The 18,030-nt window shown below is 67.0% G+C and carries 19 protein-coding genes; 17 read left to right on the forward strand and 2 right to left on the reverse strand.

The features are described from left to right. The first annotated feature begins 272 nt into the window (after positions 1-272). The 3 genes from rho (at position 273) to prfA (ending at position 3,824) form a co-directional block, all read left to right on the forward strand. Complete coding sequence (gene rho, locus RZ1_RS25265) at positions 273-2,267, forward strand: transcription termination factor Rho (protein ID WP_072815338.1); 1,995 nt, start codon at positions 273-275, stop codon at positions 2,265-2,267. A 121-nt stretch (positions 2,268-2,388) separates the two neighbouring features. Continuing rightward, complete coding sequence (rpmE, locus tag RZ1_RS25270; protein ID WP_072815339.1) at positions 2,389-2,622, forward strand: 50S ribosomal protein L31; 234 nt, start codon at positions 2,389-2,391, stop codon at positions 2,620-2,622. A gap of 122 nt (positions 2,623-2,744) precedes the next feature. Next, the gene (gene prfA, locus RZ1_RS25275) at positions 2,745-3,824 is read left to right on the forward strand and encodes a peptide chain release factor 1 (RefSeq protein WP_072815340.1); all 1,080 of its coding nucleotides are present in this window, start codon (positions 2,745-2,747) and stop codon (positions 3,822-3,824) included. A gap of 42 nt (positions 3,825-3,866) precedes the next feature. Here prfA and RZ1_RS25280 read toward each other — a convergent pair whose 3' ends face one another. Further along, complete coding sequence (locus RZ1_RS25280) at positions 3,867-4,319, reverse strand: hypothetical protein (RefSeq protein WP_072815341.1); 453 nt, start codon at positions 4,317-4,319, stop codon at positions 3,867-3,869. Positions 4,320-4,434: 115 nt separating this feature from the next. Between RZ1_RS25280 and prmC the strand changes: the two genes are divergently transcribed. The 13 genes from prmC (at position 4,435) to RZ1_RS25345 (ending at position 15,753) form a co-directional block, all read left to right on the forward strand. Beyond that, positions 4,435-5,364: a peptide chain release factor N(5)-glutamine methyltransferase gene (prmC, locus tag RZ1_RS25285; protein WP_072815367.1), complete on the forward strand. Its 930-nt coding sequence runs from the start codon at positions 4,435-4,437 to the stop codon at positions 5,362-5,364. Positions 5,365-5,442: 78 nt separating this feature from the next. Continuing rightward, positions 5,443-6,105 carry an L-threonylcarbamoyladenylate synthase gene (locus tag RZ1_RS25290; protein ID WP_072815342.1) on the forward strand — a complete coding sequence of 221 codons (663 nt, stop codon included), beginning with the start codon at positions 5,443-5,445 and terminating at the stop codon, positions 6,103-6,105. Between the two features lie 19 nt (positions 6,106-6,124). After that, positions 6,125-7,375, forward strand: coding sequence for an MraY family glycosyltransferase (locus tag RZ1_RS25295; protein ID WP_238072033.1), 1,251 nt, complete (start codon positions 6,125-6,127; stop codon positions 7,373-7,375). A gap of 71 nt (positions 7,376-7,446) precedes the next feature. Further along, a complete protein-coding gene (locus tag RZ1_RS25300; protein ID WP_072815343.1) occupies positions 7,447-7,857 on the forward strand; it encodes a Cg1360 family ATP-synthase-associated protein in 411 nt (136 codons plus the stop codon). Positions 7,858-8,117: 260 nt separating this feature from the next. Beyond that, complete coding sequence (atpB, locus tag RZ1_RS25305) at positions 8,118-8,966, forward strand: F0F1 ATP synthase subunit A (RefSeq protein WP_171061587.1); 849 nt, start codon at positions 8,118-8,120, stop codon at positions 8,964-8,966. 85 nt (positions 8,967-9,051) lie between these two features. Further along, on the forward strand, positions 9,052-9,303 hold the full coding sequence (locus RZ1_RS25310) for an ATP synthase F0 subunit C (protein ID WP_072815345.1): 252 nt from the start codon (positions 9,052-9,054) through the stop codon (positions 9,301-9,303). Between the two features lie 11 nt (positions 9,304-9,314). Further along, complete coding sequence (locus RZ1_RS25315; protein WP_072815347.1) at positions 9,315-9,875, forward strand: F0F1 ATP synthase subunit B; 561 nt, start codon at positions 9,315-9,317, stop codon at positions 9,873-9,875. 5 nt (positions 9,876-9,880) lie between these two features. Next, the gene (locus RZ1_RS25320; protein ID WP_072815369.1) at positions 9,881-10,717 is read left to right on the forward strand and encodes a F0F1 ATP synthase subunit delta; all 837 of its coding nucleotides are present in this window, start codon (positions 9,881-9,883) and stop codon (positions 10,715-10,717) included. Between the two features lie 62 nt (positions 10,718-10,779). Then, on the forward strand, positions 10,780-12,423 hold the full coding sequence (gene atpA, locus RZ1_RS25325; RefSeq protein ID WP_072815349.1) for a F0F1 ATP synthase subunit alpha: 1,644 nt from the start codon (positions 10,780-10,782) through the stop codon (positions 12,421-12,423). A 48-nt stretch (positions 12,424-12,471) separates the two neighbouring features. After that, on the forward strand, positions 12,472-13,455 hold the full coding sequence (locus RZ1_RS25330; RefSeq protein ID WP_072815351.1) for a F0F1 ATP synthase subunit gamma: 984 nt from the start codon (positions 12,472-12,474) through the stop codon (positions 13,453-13,455). A 6-nt stretch (positions 13,456-13,461) separates the two neighbouring features. Continuing rightward, a complete protein-coding gene (atpD, locus tag RZ1_RS25335) occupies positions 13,462-14,910 on the forward strand; it encodes a F0F1 ATP synthase subunit beta (RefSeq protein WP_072815353.1) in 1,449 nt (482 codons plus the stop codon). Between the two features lie 6 nt (positions 14,911-14,916). Further along, the gene (locus RZ1_RS25340; RefSeq protein ID WP_072815355.1) at positions 14,917-15,282 is read left to right on the forward strand and encodes a F0F1 ATP synthase subunit epsilon; all 366 of its coding nucleotides are present in this window, start codon (positions 14,917-14,919) and stop codon (positions 15,280-15,282) included. 48 nt (positions 15,283-15,330) lie between these two features. Then, complete coding sequence (locus RZ1_RS25345; RefSeq protein ID WP_072815356.1) at positions 15,331-15,753, forward strand: DUF2550 domain-containing protein; 423 nt, start codon at positions 15,331-15,333, stop codon at positions 15,751-15,753. Between the two features lie 54 nt (positions 15,754-15,807). On the opposite strand, the gene RZ1_RS25350 is transcribed toward RZ1_RS25345, so the two are convergent. Further along, the gene (locus RZ1_RS25350) at positions 15,808-16,380 is read right to left on the reverse strand and encodes a cob(I)yrinic acid a,c-diamide adenosyltransferase (RefSeq protein WP_072815371.1); all 573 of its coding nucleotides are present in this window, start codon (positions 16,378-16,380) and stop codon (positions 15,808-15,810) included. A gap of 57 nt (positions 16,381-16,437) precedes the next feature. On the opposite strand from RZ1_RS25350, the gene murA reads away from it, so the two are divergent. Beyond that, entirely contained in the window at positions 16,438-17,700 is a 1,263-nt protein-coding gene (gene murA, locus RZ1_RS25355; protein ID WP_072815358.1) for a UDP-N-acetylglucosamine 1-carboxyvinyltransferase, read from the forward strand. The last annotated feature ends 330 nt before the right edge of the window (positions 17,701-18,030 follow it).

Genomic DNA, 18,030 nt, shown 5'->3' on the forward strand with positions numbered 1-18,030 from the left:
TGGTTTGTCCGCACGTCGTGCGTTTCAGCCGTCGGCTTCTTCAGGGTATTGTCTCCAGCTCCATCGGAGCGCCAGATCCTGGACCGATCCTCACATGTCCTCGTCTCGAGGGGTCAAGGGACTGCAACTGCCGGGGGATGGCGTGATAGCGGACGTGCCGACCGTTCGATTCCGTGAACATGTACGGCAAATCCCGGATCGGTGCACGAACTGATCTGTGGGAACGAACCCTCGACTCTGCGTGGCGCGAGTGAGGGAAGGAAAGGATCTCCGTGACCGATACGGATCTGATCGCTACGCCTGTTCTCGACGCCCCGGGGTCATCCGCGGGGGAGCAGGCGGACGATTCTTCGCAGACCTCTTCGCCGCGCGCCGCCGGGCGTCGCGGCGCCGGCCTCTCGGGCATGGTGCTCGCCGAGCTGCGGACCCTTGCGTCCGAACTCGGCATCAAGGGCACCTCCGGGATGCGCAAGGGCGACCTGATCGCTGCGATCAAGGATCGCCAGGGCGGGGGCGCGTCGAGCGCTCCGGCCGCAGCGAGCAAGAAGGCGGCTTCCGACGAGGAACCCGCCGCCGAGACCACGCGACCCGCGCGGACCCGCCGGACGCGCACGGCCGCACCGGCAGACGCCGACGAGCAGTCGAAGGTCGAGTCTGCCGAGCAGCCGAAGACCGAAGCTGCCCAGTCGAAGACCGAGGCTCCCGAGCGGTCGAAGGCCGAGGCCGGCGAGCGTCCTCAAGACGACGGCGACGGCGAATCTCCTCGTCGCGGCCGTCAGCGTCGCGGCCGCCGTGGTGTCGACCAGGCCGCCGAGCAGGGTGGCGACCACGGTCAGAAGACCGAGTCCCCGGTCGCCGAGCAGGGTGGACGCGGCGATGGGCGTGGCGACGACAAGGGTGAGGGCGACGGCCGCCAGCGCGCTCAGCGCGAGCAGGGTGATCGCACCCAGCGTGAGGATCGTGGCCAGGGCCCGCGCCAGGACAACCGCGACAACCGCGGTGGCGACGACGAGGAAGGCGGCCGCGGTCGCCGGGGTCGTCGTTTCCGTGAGCGCCGTCGTGGACGCGATCGCGGCGAGGCCGGCGGCACCGATGCCCGCGAGCCCGAGATCCGCGAGGACGACGTCCTGCAGCCGGTCGCCGGCATTCTCGACGTCCTCGACAACTACGCGTTCGTGCGGACCTCCGGCTACCTCGCCGGCCCCAACGACGTGTACGTGTCGATGAACATGGTGCGCAAGAACGGTCTGCGCCGCGGTGATGCCATCACCGGTGCCGTCCGGGTTCCGCGCGAGGGCGAGCAGAGCAATCAGCGGCAGAAGTTCAACCCGCTGGTGCGTCTGGACACGGTCAACGGCGGTGACGTCGAGGCGGCGAAGCGTCGCCCCGAGTTCAACAAGCTCACCCCGCTGTACCCGAACCAGCGGCTGCGCCTCGAGACCACGCCGAATATCCTCACCACTCGTGTGATCGACCTGATCATGCCGATCGGCAAGGGCCAGCGCGCGCTCATCGTCTCGCCGCCGAAGGCCGGTAAGACCACGGTGCTGCAGGACATCGCGAACGCGATTTCGACGAACAACCCCGAGTGCTACCTCATGGTTGTGCTGGTCGACGAGCGCCCCGAAGAAGTCACCGACATGCAGCGTTCGGTGAAGGGCGAGGTCATCGCCTCGACGTTCGACCGCCCGCCGTCAGATCACACGTCGGTCGCCGAGCTCGCCATCGAGCGGGCCAAGCGTCTCGTCGAGGCCGGCCGCGACGTCGTGGTGCTGCTCGACTCGATCACCCGTCTGGGGCGCGCGTACAACAACAGCTCGCCGGCGTCGGGACGCATCCTGTCCGGTGGTGTCGACTCGACCGCGCTGTACCCGCCGAAGCGGTTCCTGGGTGCTGCCCGCAACATCGAGAACGGTGGCTCGCTCACGATCATCGCGACCGCGATGGTGGAGACCGGTTCGACCGGCGACACCGTGATCTTCGAAGAGTTCAAGGGCACCGGCAACGCCGAGCTCAAGCTCGACCGCAAGATCGCCGAGCGTCGCGTGTTCCCGGCGGTGGACGTCAATCCGTCGGGTACCCGCAAGGACGAGCTGCTCATGAGCCCCGACGAGTTCGCGGTCGTGCACAAGCTGCGCCGCGTGCTCTCCGGACTCGATTCGCACCAGGCGATCGATCTGCTCATCGACCGGCTCAAGAAGTCCAAGAGCAACGTCGAGTTCCTCCTCCAGGTCACGAAGACCGCCCCCGGGGCACTCGAGGACTAGAAGCGCGGCCCGGGGAATTTTTTCCCCGGGCCGGCGTTTGGCATAATCGAACGGCTGAGTCCGGTCCCGGTTCACGTCTTCGATCCGCGAAGGCGACCCGGCGGCCATCGAAAGGGACACCATGAAGGCAGGAATCCACCCGAACTACCAGGCGACCACCGTCGTCTGCGGTTGCGGAAACACGTTCGAGACGCGCAGCACCAGCGAGTCCGGCCGCATCACGGTCGAAGTTTGCTCGCAGTGCCACCCGTTCTACACGGGCAAGCAGAAGATCCTCGACACCGGCGGACGCGTTGCCCGCTTCGAGGCCCGCTACGGCAAGCGCGCTCCGAAGAAGGCCGCTGCCGACAGCTAGCTGCCCTGCCGACGCCCGGTTCTGTCTTCGCCACAGACCGGGCGTCGGTGTTTTCACAGGCTTTTCCGTTCGCGCGCGACCGACTCGCGAACTGCACGACAGAGACAGAGTGGAGCAAACCCATGGCGGGGCAGACCAAGCCGTCGGCCGTCGACGACATCCTGGCCGAACACGCGGGTCTGGAACAGCAGTTGTCGGATCCGGCGTTACACAACGACCCGGCGGCGGCGCGGCGTGTCGGCAAGCGGTTCGCCGAGCTTGCTCCTGTCATGGCGACCTACACGAAACTGAAGGCGGCCCGCGAAGATCTCGAGGCCGCCCGCGAGCTGGCGTCCGACGATGCCGCGTTCGCCGCGGAGATCCCCGGGCTCGAGGAGACCGTCGCCGAGCTCGAGAAGGTGCTCACCGACCTGCTCGCGCCGCGCGACCCCCACGACGGCGACGACGTCGTCCTCGAAGTGAAGTCGGGGGAGGGCGGCGAGGAATCCGCCCTGTTCGCGTCGGATCTGGCGCGCATGTACACCCGCTTCGCCGAACGTGCCGGCTGGCGTGTCGAGGTCCTCGGCGCCACCTATTCCGATCTCGGCGGATTCAAGGACGTCACGCTGTCGATCAAGTCGAAGACCGACGTGCGCGACGGGGTGTGGTCGCGGTTGAAGTTCGAGGGCGGCGTGCACCGCGTGCAGCGGGTGCCGGTCACCGAGTCGCAGGGCCGGGTCCACACGTCCGCAGCCGGTGTGTTCATCTACCCGGAGCCGGACGAGGTCGAGGAAGTGCAGATCGACGAGGGTGATCTGCGGATCGACGTGTACCGCTCGTCGGGCAAGGGCGGTCAGGGTGTCAACACCACCGACTCTGCCGTGCGCATCACCCACTTGCCCACCGGGATCGTCGTGACCTGCCAGAACGAGCGGTCGCAGCTGCAGAACAAGGCGCGCGCTATGCAGGTCCTCGCCGCGCGGCTGCAGGCCGCCGCGGAAGAGGCCGCCGATGCCGAGGCATCCGCAGGCCGCGCCAGCCAGGTGCGCACCGTCGACCGGTCCGAGCGGATCCGCACCTACAACTTCCCCGAGAACCGCATCACCGATCACCGCATCGGTTTCAAATCCCACAATCTCGATGCGGTGCTGGACGGCGACCTCGACGCTCTGCTCGACGCACTCGGCGCGGCCGACAGAGAGGCCCGGCTCGCAGCGGAGTGATCCGCGGCGGCCGAGCTGCTCCGCCCGCTCACCGGGTTCGCGTCAGTCAGGATCGCCCGGCTCGCCCGGAACCTCGGCGAGGTCCAGGCCGGGCAGCAGGAAGCAGTTCTCGTCCGCAGCGTTCTTGTACGGACCCCACACCACCGACACGACGGTTCCGGCTTCGGGCTCGACGAGCGCGACCGGGATGTTGTGCCAGCCTTCCGCAGGGCTGAACGAGGCGTTCCCCGAGCTCCCGTTGGTGAGGTTGAACCAGTTGATCGTTCCGCCCGCGCCGCCCTGCTGGTTCACGACGTAGAGAAGTTCCTCGGCCTCCACTGCCTCCTGCTCGGTGTGGGTCACCGACTGAAGCGGGGCGATCCCAGCTGCGCAGAGCAGCGGAGTGGGCTGAAGGTCGATGGGTGATGCGGTCGCGACGCCTGATGCTGCGACCGTCGCGGCACCGGCGAACGCCACTGCGATCGTGGCACGCAGGGCCGTGGTGGACTTCGTCATGGCACTCCCTTTCGTAGTTCCCCGGACGGCCCGACGCTATCGACGAGCGGTCACCCGCGTGCCGACCGTGACCTATCCGTTCTCCGTTCGTGACCGGCATGGCAGTCTGTACGCCGTGACTCGTCAACCCCTGCGCCTGGCCATCATCGAGGCGGTGTCGGTGCTCGAGGAAGCGGGTGTGCCGAGCCCGCGCGCGGACGCCGAACTGCTCGCCGCTCACCTGCTGGGAATCGAACGAACCAGGCTGGGGCTGGTGCCGCTGGTCGACCCCGCGATGATCGACGCGTACCGGGCGATGATTGCCCAGCGCGCCAAGCGAATCCCGTTGCAGTACATCACCGGGACCTCGGCGATGGGGGAGATCGACCTCGCCGTCGGCCCCGGGGTGTTCGTGCCGCGCCCCGAGACGGAACTGCTGCTCGGTTGGGCGCTCGCGTTCCTCGAGGGCTACCCGCGGCGATCCCCGGTCGTGCTCGACCTGTGCACCGGTTCCGGGGCGCTGGCCCTGGCCATCGCGCACGCCCGGCCGGACGCGGTCGTCCACGCGGTCGAACTCGAACCCAAGGCCCTCGCGTGGGCCCGGCGAAACGCCGAGCATCGGGCGTCGCAGGGCGACACTCCCATCGTGCTGCACCAGGGTGACGTCACCGACCGCGATCTGCTCTCCGAACTCGAAGGCGGCGTCGACGTGATCGTCGCGAACCCGCCCTACATTCCCGAGGGCGCCGAACTCGACCCCGAGGTCATCGACCACGACCCGCACTCCGCGCTGTTCGGGGGTCCCGACGGGTTGTCCGTGATCAAGCCGATGGTCTCCAACATCGCGCGCTGGCTGCGCATCGGTGGTGCCGTCGCCGTCGAACACGACGACACCAACGGCGCTCAGACCGCGGGACTGTTCTCCCAGCGCCGCGTGTTCGGTGAGGTCGCCGAACACCCCGATCTGGCGGGACGCCCACGATTCGTCGTCGCTCTGCGTGTGCCCACGGATGTCGAAGCGCAACGGGCACGTGCTCCCCGGGAGACCGGGGCGGACGCGCAGTGACACCGCTCGGGGCGTGCGTCCGATGACACAGGACGGGCGTGACGTCGGGCACGCCATACCGGATGGAAGGATGGTTGCGTGAGCACCGTCTACGACTGCAGTCAGCCAGATTCCCGAACAGCAGGTCTCAACGCGGCACGAGGTGCCCTGAAGGCCGGCAGGCTCGTCGTGGTGCCGACCGACACCGTCTACGGCGTGGCGGCCGATGCCTTCGACAGCGAAGCGGTGGCGAGTCTGCTGCGCGCGAAGGGTCGCGGAAGGGACATGCCGGTCCCCGTGCTGGTCGGTTCGTGGAACACGATCGACGGACTGGTCAACACCGTCCGTCCCGAGGCTCGCGAGCTCATCCGGGCATTCTGGCCGGGCGGACTCAGCCTGGTCGTGCACCAGGCTCCGTCGCTGGCGTGGGACCTGGGTGACACCCGCGGCACCGTGATGCTGCGGATGCCGCTGCACCCGGTGATCCTCGAACTGCTACGCGAGGTCGGACCGCTCGCCGTTTCGAGCGCGAACGTCTCCGGTCAGCCACCCGCCGCCGTCGTCGACGACGCCCGCCGACAGTTGGGTGCGTCGGTGAGCGTCTACCTGGACGGCGGCCCGTCGGAGCACGCGCTCGCCTCGACCATCGTCGACATGACATCCGACCGCCCGCGCATCCTCCGCGAGGGGGCCGTGTCGGTCGAGGCCATCGCGGAGGTGCTGGGCGAGGACCCGGACCGTCTGCGCCCCGGCGGGGAGTGACGGGCAGGGACCTGCGCAGGTGACATCCGTCGACACCGCCCTGGTGCTGGCCCAGTCGGGCCGAGGCGCCGGCGTGCCCCTCCGAGAGCTGTTGCTGGTGCTGCTCACCGCCGCGGTCGTGACGTTCCTGGCGACCGGGCTCATCCGGATCGCCGCGATTCGTTTCGGCGCGGTCGCGGCACCCCGCGAACGCGACGTCCATGTGGTTCCGACGCCACGGCTCGGCGGTGTCGGCATGTATCTCGGGCTCGTCGCCGGCCTGGTCTTCGCGCACCAGTTGCCCGCGTTGACGCGGGGTTTCGAATACACACCCGACATGGGCGCGGCGCTCGTGGCCGGGTCGATCATCGTTGTCGTCGGCATCATCGACGACCGTTGGGGCCTGGATGCGCTGACGAAGTTCGTCGGCCAGGTCACCGCGGCGGGGGTGCTCGCGGTGATGGGGGTGAGCTGGATCGTCATCTTCGATCCGTTCAGCGGCAACACCCTCGTCCTGGACCAGTTACAGGGCGGTTTGATCACCGTCGCGGTCGCGGCAGTGATGATCAACGCGATGAACTTCGTCGACGGCCTCGACGGTCTCGCCGCGGGCATCGGGCTCATCGCGGCCGTCGCGATCTGCCTGTTCTCCGTCGGGCTGCTGCACGATCAGGGCGGCGACGTCAGCGCCTACCCGCCGGCGCTGATCGCTGCGGCCCTCGCCGGAGCCTGCCTGGGCTTCCTGCCGCACAACTTCCAGCCGGCGCGGATCTTCATGGGCGACTCCGGATCGATGCTCATCGGACTCATGCTCGCTGCGGTGTCGACGAGCGCTTCGGGTCGGATCCCCTTGGCGGCGTACGGTACCCGCGACCTGCTCGGTCTGCTGTCACCGTTGCTCCTGGTCGGCGCCGTCATGTTCATCCCGATCCTGGACCTGCTGCTCGCGATCGTGCGGCGAACCCGGGCCGGCGTCAGCCCGTTCAGCCCGGACAAGATGCACCTGCACCACCGGCTGCTGCAGATCGGTCACTCGCACCGGCGCGTCGTGCTGCTGATCTACCTGTGGGTCGGCGTTCTGGCGTTCGGTGCGGTCGGGTCGGCACTCATCGACCGTCGCGCGGTGGTGCTGCTCACCGCCGCAGGACTGGTGTTTGCGCTGGTCGTCACCGCGGTGCCATCGCTGCGTCGTGCGGACGACGCGCCACGCGCGGACGGTGATACCGAGGCCCACGGCGGCGATGACACCGAGGCTCGCGGGGCCGGCGGGGACGACGGCAAGGTCGGTTAGGCTTGGTACCCGTGACGTCTTCCGACCAGCCTGCACAGCCCCTTCCCGCCCTGCCCGACCCCTCGGCGCCGATGCGTGCCGCCGTCCGGTACGGCGTGCTCGGGCTGCTCGCCCTGACGGTCGTGTCCGCGGTGATCTCCGTGCTGGTCGCGGGGATGCCGGGTCTGTGGGGCGCCTTGATCGGTGCGGCCGTCGGTGGCGGCTTCATCCTGTTCACGGCGCTCGGGGTGCTGCTCACCTCGCGACTGCCCGCGATGACCGCGGGGGCCGTGCTACTGGGCACGTGGCTGCTCAAGCTGATCCTGGCGATCGTGGTGATGGCCCTGCTCAAGCCGCTGGACTTCTACAGCAAGGGCGCGCTGGTCCTGACGATCGTGTTCGCCCTGGTGATCGTTCTGGGCGCGGAAACATACGGGGTGGTATCGCAGCGGGCGCTGTACGTGGTGCCCGATTCGGACGATGCGGAGAGGAACGAGCGGTAGTGGTTGCGCTTGTCAATTACCTGCCGCGCCTGCACCCCCCTACGCGTTGTCGTAGATGTATTGATAGGGTAACGCCCAAGCGAGTTGCGACCGGCCGGTAGCCCGATGGGGTCCGCGCGGTTGTATCTTTGCAGGCGGTCGTGTTCAAATGGCCGCCGAGTCGACGAGAGTCGCCGACACCGACAGACGCGGGGCCGCTTCGACCGCCCACAGCAGCTGGCGAATACGCGAGCCGACCTTGTCGACTTGTTGGATCGTCAATGTCCGATCGAACCGCAGACGGCAATGCCTGCGGCCGACTACGGGAGAGAGCGCTGAGCGTCACCACCTTGGCAGCCGGAGAATTCCACGCGCCGTCACTAGCCGATTTCTTTCCACCAGCAGTTCTGTTCGAGGGCACCCCCTTCGAAATGGACCGGCTGATGCTCATCCGCGTCGTCGTCGCTGTCCTCGTCGCGGCGTTCTTCGCAATCGCCCTGCGCAGCCCGAAGATCGTCCCGCGCGGCGTGCAGAACGTCGCGGAGATCATGATCGACTTCGTGCGGATCAACATCGCCGAGGACATCCTCGGCAAGGAACAGGGCCGCCGATTCCTGCCGGTTCTCGTCACGATCTTCTTCTTGGTCGTCGGCCTGAACCTGACCTCGATCATCCCGTTCCTGAACATCTCGTCGAATGCCCGCATCGGCATGCCGATCGTGCTGGCTGCTCTCGCATACGTGGTCTTCAACTACGTCGGCATCAAGAAGTACGGCTTCTTCCGCTACGTCAAGAGCAGCATCGTCATCCCGAACCTGCCGCCGGCGCTCCACCTGCTCGTGATCCCGATCGAGTTCGTGTCGACGTTCATCCTGCGGCCGTTCACGCTCACCATCCGTCTCATGGCCAACATGCTCGCCGGCCACATCATGCTGGTGCTGTTCTTCAGTGCCACCCAGTTCTTCTTCTTCTCGTCCGAGGGCGCGATGAAGCTCTTCGGTATCGGCTCGCTGATCGGTGGCGTCGCCTTCACCTTCTTCGAACTGCTGGTGATCGTGCTGCAGGCGTACATCTTCTCGCTGCTGACCGCGGTGTACATCGACCTCGCGCTGCACGCCGAAGAGCACTAGCCGAACTGCACCACCACACAACATCACAGACTGACTCGGTTGCCGATCCCCGGGGCCGAGCCACTAGAAAGGGAATGGAACACCAATGAGCGTTGCGCTTCAGGCAGTCGAGATCCTCGCGCAGGAAGAGACCACCTTCAAGGGTCTCGGTGCCGTCGGCTACGGCCTCGCCGCCATCGGCCCGGGCATCGGCATCGGCATCGTCGTCGGTAAGGCGATCGAGGGCATGGCTCGCCAGCCCGAGATGGCCGGACAGCTGCGCACCACCATGTTCCTCGGTATCGCATTCACCGAGGCCCTCGCGCTGATCGGCATCGTTGCCGGCTTCATCTTCTGATCGTCGCGAACATGGCTGACAGCATCCTGTTGCTCGCGGCGGAGGCGGAAGATCAGAATCCGCTCCTGCCCGCGACATATGACATCGTTTGGTCGCTCGTCGCCCTGATCATCGTCGGTCTCGTCTTCTGGAAGTACGTGCTTCCGCTGTTCCAGAAGGTCCTCGACGAGCGGTCGGAGCAGATCGAAGGCGGCATCAAGAAGGCGGAAGAGGCACAGGCGGAAGCCGCTGCCGCGCTCGAGCAGTACCGCGCGCAGCTCGCCGAAGCCCGCACCGAGGCGGCACAGATCCGCGAAGAGGCCCGTGCCCAGGGCCAGCAGATCATCGCCGACATGAAGGCGCAGGCCCAGGAGGAGAGCGACCGCATCGTTGCCGCCGGTCACGCGCAGCTGCAGGCTCAGCGCCAGCAGATCGTGACCGAGCTCCGTGGCGATCTCGGCCGTACCGCCGTCGACCTGTCCGAGAAGATCATCGGTGAGGCACTCTCCGATGACGTCAAGCGTGCCGGTTCCATCGACCGCTTCCTCAGCGAGCTCGAATCCCTCAGCGCTGACTCTGCATCCGGAAAGTGAGCACCATGTACGCAGCAAGCCGTGAGGCACTCGCTCATACGCGATCCGCGCTGCAGGACGCCTTGGCGTCGAGCACCGCATCCGCTGGTGCGGGTGCCGCGACTGCCGCTGCGGCACAGGCCGGCTCCGATCTGTTTTCGGTGGTCGAGGTGCTCGACGGCCAGCGCACCCTCCGCGGTGCGCTGGCGGACGCCTCGACCCCGGCAGCAGTTCGCCAGGCGCTGGCCGAGCAGGTCTTCGGGGGCAAGGTTTCGGCCGAGGCCCTGGCGACCGTCAAGGCCGCGGTGGGCCAGGACTGGTCGGCGCAGTCCGACCTGACCAACTCGCTCGTTCAGCTCGGCCGCGAGGCCCTGCTGAAGGCGGCGGAGGATCAGAACCAGCTGGACACGGTCGAGGACGAGCTGTTCCGGCTCGGACGGATCGTGGCCGGCGACGGGGAACTCGAGCAGGCGCTGTCCGACCGCAGCACCCCGGCGCAGGCCAAGCGTGAGCTTCTCTCGCGCCTCCTGTACGGCAAGTGCACCGCGGTCACCGAGGCTCTGGCAGTGCAGGCCATCGGGCGCCTGAAGAAGGCCCCGGCCGACACGTTCGACGAACTGTCGGCTCTCGCTGCCACGCAGCGGGACCGTGCAGTTGCCCACGTGCGCAGCGCCGCCGCCCTCAGTGAGCTTCAGACCGAGCGCCTCAGCGCGATTCTGACCCGCACCTACGGGAAGCCTGTGACGGTCCACGTCGAGGTCGATCCCGAGCTCCTCAGTGGATTGGTCGTCCGGGTGGGCGACGAGGTCATCGACGGCACTGCTGCGGGACGACTCGCGGCCGTGCGGAAGAACCTCACGTAGTCCACTACCGAACACACACCTAGAGATCTTTTCGAAGACCAGATACCGAGAGCAGGAAGAACATGGCGGAGCTGACGATCTCCTCCGACGAGATCCGTAGCGCGATTGACAATTACACCGCGAGCTACTCCCCGGAGGCCTCCCGCGAGGAGGTCGGCGTGGTCGTCGACACCAGTGACGGCATCGCGCACATCAGCGGTCTGCCGTCGGCGATGGCCAACGAGCTGCTGGAATTCCCCGGTGGCGTGCTGGGCGTGGCCCTCAACCTCGAGGCCACCGAGATCGGCGCCGTCGTCCTCGGCGATTTCCAGGACATCGCCGAGGGCCAGGAAGTCAAGCGGACCGGCGACGTTCTGTCGGTGCCGGTCGGCGACGGCTACCTCGGCCGCGTCGTGAACCCGCTGGGCCAGCCGATCGACGGACTCGGCGAGATCGAGTCCACCGAGACCCGCGCCCTCGAGCTGCAGGCCGCGACCGTGCTGGAGCGCCAGCCGGTCGAGGAGCCGCTGCAGACCGGCATCAAGGCCATCGACGCGATGACCCCGATCGGCCGCGGCCAGCGTCAGCTCGTCATCGGCGACCGCAAGACCGGTAAGACCGCGGTCTGCATCGACGCGATCCTCAACCAGAAGGCCAACTGGGCGACCGGCGACCCGAAGCAGCAGGTCCGCTGCATCTACGTCGCGATCGGCCAGAAGGGTTCGACCATCGCGGGCGTCAAGCAGGCCCTCGAGGAGAACGGCGCGATGGAGTACACCACCATCGTCGCGGCTCCGGCCTCCGACTCCGCCGGCTTCAAGTGGCTGGCCCCCTACACCGGTTCGGCCATCGGCCAGCACTGGATGTACCAGGGCAAGCACGTCCTGGTCGTGTTCGACGACCTGACCAAGCAGGCCGAGGCGTACCGCGCCATCTCGCTGCTGCTGCGTCGCCCGCCGGGACGTGAGGCCTACCCCGGTGACGTGTTCTACCTGCACTCCCGCCTGCTGGAGCGTTCGGCCAAGCTGTCCGACGAGCTCGGCGGCGGTTCGCTGACCGCGCTGCCGATCATCGAGACGAAGGCCAACGACGTGTCGGCCTACATTCCGACGAACGTCATCTCGATCACCGACGGCCAGGTCTTCCTCGAGTCCGACCTGTTCAACAAGGGCATCCGCCCGGCCATCAACGTCGGTATCTCGGTTTCCCGAGTCGGTGGCGCCGCCCAGACCAAGGGCATGAAGAAGGTGTCCGGCTCGCTGCGTCTGGAGCTCGCCCAGTTCCGTGAGCTCGAGGGCTTCGCCGCGTTCGCGTCGGACCTCGACGCCGCGTCGAAGGCTCAGCTCGAGCGCGGCCAGCGTCTGGTCGAGCTGCTCAAGCAGGACCAGTACTCGCCGATCGCCGTCGAGGACCAGATCATCTCGATCTACCTCGCGGGTGAGGGCATCTTCGACTCCGTTCCCGTCGACGACGTCCGCCGCTTCGAGGCCGAGCTCATCGAGGATCTGCACCGCAGCGCTTCCGGCGTCTACGACCAGATCGCCGGCGGCAAGGCTCTGACCGACGAGTCCACCGAGGCTCTGCTCGCCGCGACCGCCAAGTTCAAGGAGGGCTTCATCGCCTCCGACGGCAGCCGTGTGGTCAACGAGGCCGAGGCCGCCCCGCTGGGCGCCGACGAGGTCGAGCAGGAGCAGGTCTCCGTCAAGCGCACCACCGTTCGCAAGTGAGCGGGGAGACCATGACCCAGCGTCCAGTGAAGGGAGTGTGATCGACGAATGGCAAGCTTGCGTGAGCTGCGCTCGCGGATCAAGTCGGTCAACTCGACCAAGAAGATCACCAAGGCGCAGGAACTGATCGCGACTTCGCGCATCACCAAGGCCCAGGCTCGGGTTGCCGCGTCGAAGCCGTACTCCGAGGAGATCACCAAGGTTCTCTCGGAGCTGGCGAGTGCGTCCGCGTCGTTGGATCACCCCCTGCTCAACGAGCGCGAGAACCCCAAGCGTGCCGCCGTGCTGGTCGTGACCAGCGACCGCGGTATGTGCGGTGGCTACAACTCCAACGTTCTCAAGGAAGCCGAAGAGCTGCGTCAGCTGCTCATCAGCGAGGGCAAGGAGCCGGTGCTGTACGTGCTCGGCGGTAAGGGCCTGGCCTTCTACACCTTCCGCGAGCGCCCGGTCGCGGGTGCGTGGACCGGCTTCTCACAGGCGCCGCGCTACTCGGATGCCGCGAAGGCCAGCCGCCACCTGGTGGAGCTGTTCATGGCCGGGTCCGGTTCCGAGGTGTCCGCACCGAACGGCGTGGGCACCATCGAGGGCGTCGACGAACTGCACATCGTCTACACGCGTTTCGTGTCGATGCTGACGCAGACCCCCGAGGTCCGCCGCATGGCGCCGCTCGAGGTGAGCATCACCGAGGACGAGATCGATCTCGGTGAGGACATGCTCTCCGACGGGCACCGCGCGTCGGGCAGCGAAGGGCCGCGTGCCGGCTACAACTTCGAGCCGGAGGCCGGGACGTTGCTCGCGGCGCTGCTGCCGAAGTACATCAGCACGCGCATCTTCGCGTCGCTGCTGGACGCCGCAGCCTCCGAGTCGGCTGCTCGTCGTACCGCCATGAAGGCCGCGACGGACAACGCCACGGAACTGGTGAACACCCTCAGCCGTCAGGCGAACCAGGCCCGCCAGGCCCAGATCACCCAGGAAATCAGCGAGATCGTCGGCGGTGCCGGTGCGCTCGCCTCGAGTGCAGGAAGTGACTGAACCACAATGACCGCAGCAGTAACCGACAACAACGCCGGTGCGGCGTCGGCCCTTGCCGGGCGCGTCGTCCGCGTCATCGGCGCCGTCGTCGACGTGGAGTTCCCGCGTGGCGCCGTGCCCGAGCTGTTCAACGCCCTGCACGCAGAGGTCACTCTGCCGTCCGTGGCGAAGACCCTGACCCTCGAGGTCGCGCAGCACCTGGGTGACAACCTGGTCCGCACGATCTCGATGCAGCCGACCGACGGTCTGGTGCGCGGCACCGCCGTCGTCGACTCCGGTCGTCCGATCTCCGTTCCCGTCGGTGACGTCGTCAAGGGCCACGTGTTCAATGCCCTCGGTGACTGCCTCGACGCGCCGGGCACCGGCCGCGACGGCGAGCAGTGGGGCATCCACCGCAAGCCCCCGGCCTTCGACCAGCTCGAGGGCAAGACCGAGATCCTCGAGACCGGCATCAAGGTCATCGACCTGCTGACCCCGTACGTCAAGGGCGGCAAGATCGGTCTGTTCGGTGGTGCCGGTGTCGGCAAGACCGTTCTGATCCAGGAGATGATCACCCGTATCGCGCGTGAGTTCTCCGGCACCTCGGTGTTCGCCGGCGTCGGCGAGCGCACCCGTGAGGGCACCGACCTCCACCTCGAGATGGAGGAGATGGGCGTTCTCCAGGACACGGCCCTCGTGTTCGGCCAGATGGACGAGCCGCCGGGAACGCGTATGCGCGTCGCCCTGTCGGCGCTGACCATGGCGGAGTACTTCCGCGATGTCCAGGGCCAGGACGTGCTGCTGTTCATCGACAACATCTTCCGGTTCACCCAGGCCGGTTCCGAGGTTTCGACCCTGCTCGGTCGTATGCCTTCGGCCGTGGGTTACCAGCCGACGCTGGCCGACGAGATGGGTGAACTGCAGGAGCGCATCACCTCGACCCGTGGTCGCTCGATCACCTCGCTGCAGGCGATCTACGTCCCCGCCGACGACTACACCGACCCGGCGCCGGCCACGACCTTCGCGCACCTCGATGCGACCACCGAGCTCTCGCGTCCGATCTCGCAGATGGGTATCTACCCCGCTGTGGATCCGCTGACGTCGACCTCGCGCATCCTGGAGCCCGGCATCGTCGGTGTCGAGCACTTCCGCGTCGCGAACGAGGTCAAGCGGATCCTGCAGAAGTACAAGGAACTGCAGGACATCATCGCCATCCTCGGTATGGACGAGCTCTCCGAAGAGGACAAGGTCCTCGTCGGCCGCGCCCGTCGCCTGCAGAAGTTCCTCGGCCAGAACTTCATCGTCGCCGAGAAGTTCACCGGTGAGCCCGGTTCGGTCGTGCCGCTGCGCGACACCATCGAGGCGTTCGACCGCGTCTGCAAGGGCGAGTTCGACCACCTTCCGGAGCAGGCCTTCAACAGCTGCGGTGGACTCGACGACGTCGAGGCCGCAGCCAAGAAGATCGCCGGAAAGTAGTCCACCATGGCTGAAATGACCGTGGACATCGTTGCCGTCGAGCAGCGTGTGTGGTCGGGTTCGGCGAAGCTGGTCACCGCGCAGACCACCGAGGGTGAGATCGGCGTCATGCCCGGACACGAGCCGGTTCTCGGCCAGCTCGTCGAGGGCGGCGTCGTGTCCGTCACGACCGTCGACGGTGAGCGCATCGTCGCGGCCGTGCACGGCGGCTTCCTGTCGGTGACCGCGACGACCGTGACCGTGCTCGCCGAAGACGCGGATCTCGTTCAGGACATCGACGTCGAGGCCGCCAAGGCTGTCCTCGCCGAGAGCCAGGACGAAGCGGAGATCGCAGCGGCCAAGGGCCGCCTGCGGGCCATCGAGCGGGCCTGATCGAAGTCACGAGAAGCCGCGACGGAGCCACGAGCAGTGACAGTAGGAATGATCGTTCTTCTCATTCTTGTTGTGCTGCTCGCCGGCGCCGTCGCGGCTTTTCTGTACCGTCTCCGTAAACTCCGCGGCGGTGGCACCGCCGCGATCCTCCGGGTTCTGCCCAACGCTGCCGGCGTCGGCTGGCGGCACGGCATCATCCGGTACGGCGAGAACAATCTCGTCTTCTACAAGCTCTCCAGTCTCCGCCTCGGGCCGGATTCCCGAATCACCCGTCAAGGCGTCGAGGTGCGCGATCGGCGCAAGCCGGAGGGCAACGAGTACGACATCATGACCGAGGACATCGTGATCCTCGAGTTGACCGACGACGACGACATCTTCGAAGTCGCGTTCGACAGCGGCGCGCTGACGGCCTTCCTGTCCTGGGTCGAATCGCGCCCGTCGGATCGGTCGCAGCGCCGCCGCCCGCTCTGACCCCATCGGTGCGCGGTTCCGGTAGCAGACACCACCGAAACCACGCACGACCGGTCAGGCGCCGGCGCCCGGCTTCCATAGGACGTCGCCGTCCGGGTTCGCGATCCGGCTCAGAATGAACAGTAGGTCGGACAGCCGGTTGAGGTATTTCGCCGGCAGTACGTTCGTGTCGTCCGGATGCGCTTCCACAGCCGCCCACGCCGAGCGTTCCGCCCGCCGCGTGACGGTGCGAGCGGTGTGCAGCAACGCCGCCAGGGGAGTGCCCCCGGGAAGAATGAACGAATTCAGCGGCTCGAGTTCCTCATTGAACTCGTCGCACCATCCCTCCAGCCGATCGATGTACGCCTGGGTGATCCGCAGCGGCGGATACTTCGGATTCTCGACAACCGGAGTCGACAGATCGGCGCCCGCGTCGAACAGATCGTTCTGGATCTGCTGAAGGACGGGTACGAAGCGTTCCGGCGCATTGCCGAGGGCAAGCGCGACGCCGAGGGCCGCGTTCGTCTCGTCGCAGTCGGCGTACGCATTCAGCCGCGGGTCGTTCTTCGACACCCGGGAGAAGTCGCTCAGCCCGGTCGTTCCGTCGTCGCCGGTACGGGTGTAGATCCTGGTGAGGTGGACAGCCATGGCCGTCACGGTACCGGCTCGGGTGGGAACGCGGAGTCCTCGTTACGCTGTGGCGTTGTGAGTGAACGCTTTCTCGTCACCGGTGGTAACCGGCTCGTGGGTGAGGTCGTCGTCGGTGGTGCCAAGAACAGTGTTCTGAAACTGATGGCGGCTGCGTTGCTCGCCGAGGGCACCACTGTCATCACCAATTGCCCCGACATACTCGATGTTCCCCTGATGGCCGAGGTACTCCGCGGTCTCGGCTGCGTCGTCGAACTCGACCGCGACGAAGTTCGCATCACAACGCCCGCGCAGCCGCAGTACCGCGCAGATTTCGCGGCGGTCCGGCAGTTCCGCGCATCGGTCTGTGTTCTGGGACCGCTCGTCGCACGGTGCCGACGCGCCGTGGTCGCGTTGCCGGGCGGCGACGCGATCGGTTCCCGACCGCTGGACATGCACCAGACCGGTCTGCGTCTTCTGGGAGCGCACAGCACGATCGAGCACGGTTGCGTCGTCGCCGAGGCCGACGATCTGCACGGCGCGACCATTCGCCTGGCCTTTCCATCGGTCGGAGCCACCGAGAACATCCTCATGGCGGCTGTGCTAGCCAAAGGCGACACGACCATCGACAACGCCGCGCGCGAGCCGGAGATCGTCGACCTGTGCAACATGCTCGTGCAGATGGGTGCGCGGATCAGCGGAGCTGGATCGACCACGCTCCGGATCACGGGTGTCACCGCGCTGGAGCCGACGACACATCGCTGCATCGGCGACCGGATCGTCGCGGCGACGTGGGGGATCGCCGCTGCCATGACGCAGGGCGATGTCCGGGTTCGCGGCATCAATCCCAAGCACCTCACGCTCGTGCTCGACAAGCTGCGGGCAGCCGGTGCCGAGGTCACTCCCGAGGTCGACGGTTTCCGGGTCGTCCAGAACGGGCGGCCCCGGGCAGTCAACTTCGCGACGCTTCCCTATCCCGGATTCCCCACCGACCTGCAGCCCATGGCGATCGGGCTCGCCGCGGTCGCCGACGGAACCTCGATGATCACGGAGAACGTGTTCGAAGCACGCTTCCGGTTCGTCGAGGAGATGGTCCGGCTCGGTGCCGACGCGCGAACCGATGGTCATCACGCGGTGGTGCGTGGGGTCGAGGAATTGTCGAGCGCGCCGGTGTGGTCGTCCGATATCCGGGCAGGCGCCGGTCTTGTTCTTGCCGGTCTGTGTGCCGACGGGGTGACCGAGGTGCACGACGTCTACCACATCGACCGTGGCTATCCGCGGTTCGTGGAGATCATCAAGGAACTCGGCGGGGGAATCGAACGGGTCGGTGTCGACGCCTGACAGTGTGCTGCGGGTCACGAACACGGCTCCGGCGCGGTGCGCGTCCGGCGACCGCTCGTGACCAGGGCAAACTCGCTTCCGCAACGTCGTGACCAGGCGATTTGGAAATTGAATTGATCCTCCCGTAACTTATTCCAGGTCAGAGCGACACGGACACCGACCCAGACCTGATGGACCGGGACAACGAGGTTGGTCGAAGGCGCCTGAACGATTTACTCCGACACAAGCCTTCTGGTAAGGTTGGTGTCCGCGCCGGAAGCCGAACAGCTTGCCGACGACGAACAAGTCACCCCTTAGCAAGCGAATTCCAATTCGTGCGTGATGGTGTGC

The organism is Rhodococcus zopfii NBRC 100606 = JCM 9919 (assembly GCF_001895025.1).
Taxonomy (GTDB): Bacteria; Actinomycetota; Actinomycetes; order Mycobacteriales; family Mycobacteriaceae; genus Rhodococcus; species Rhodococcus zopfii.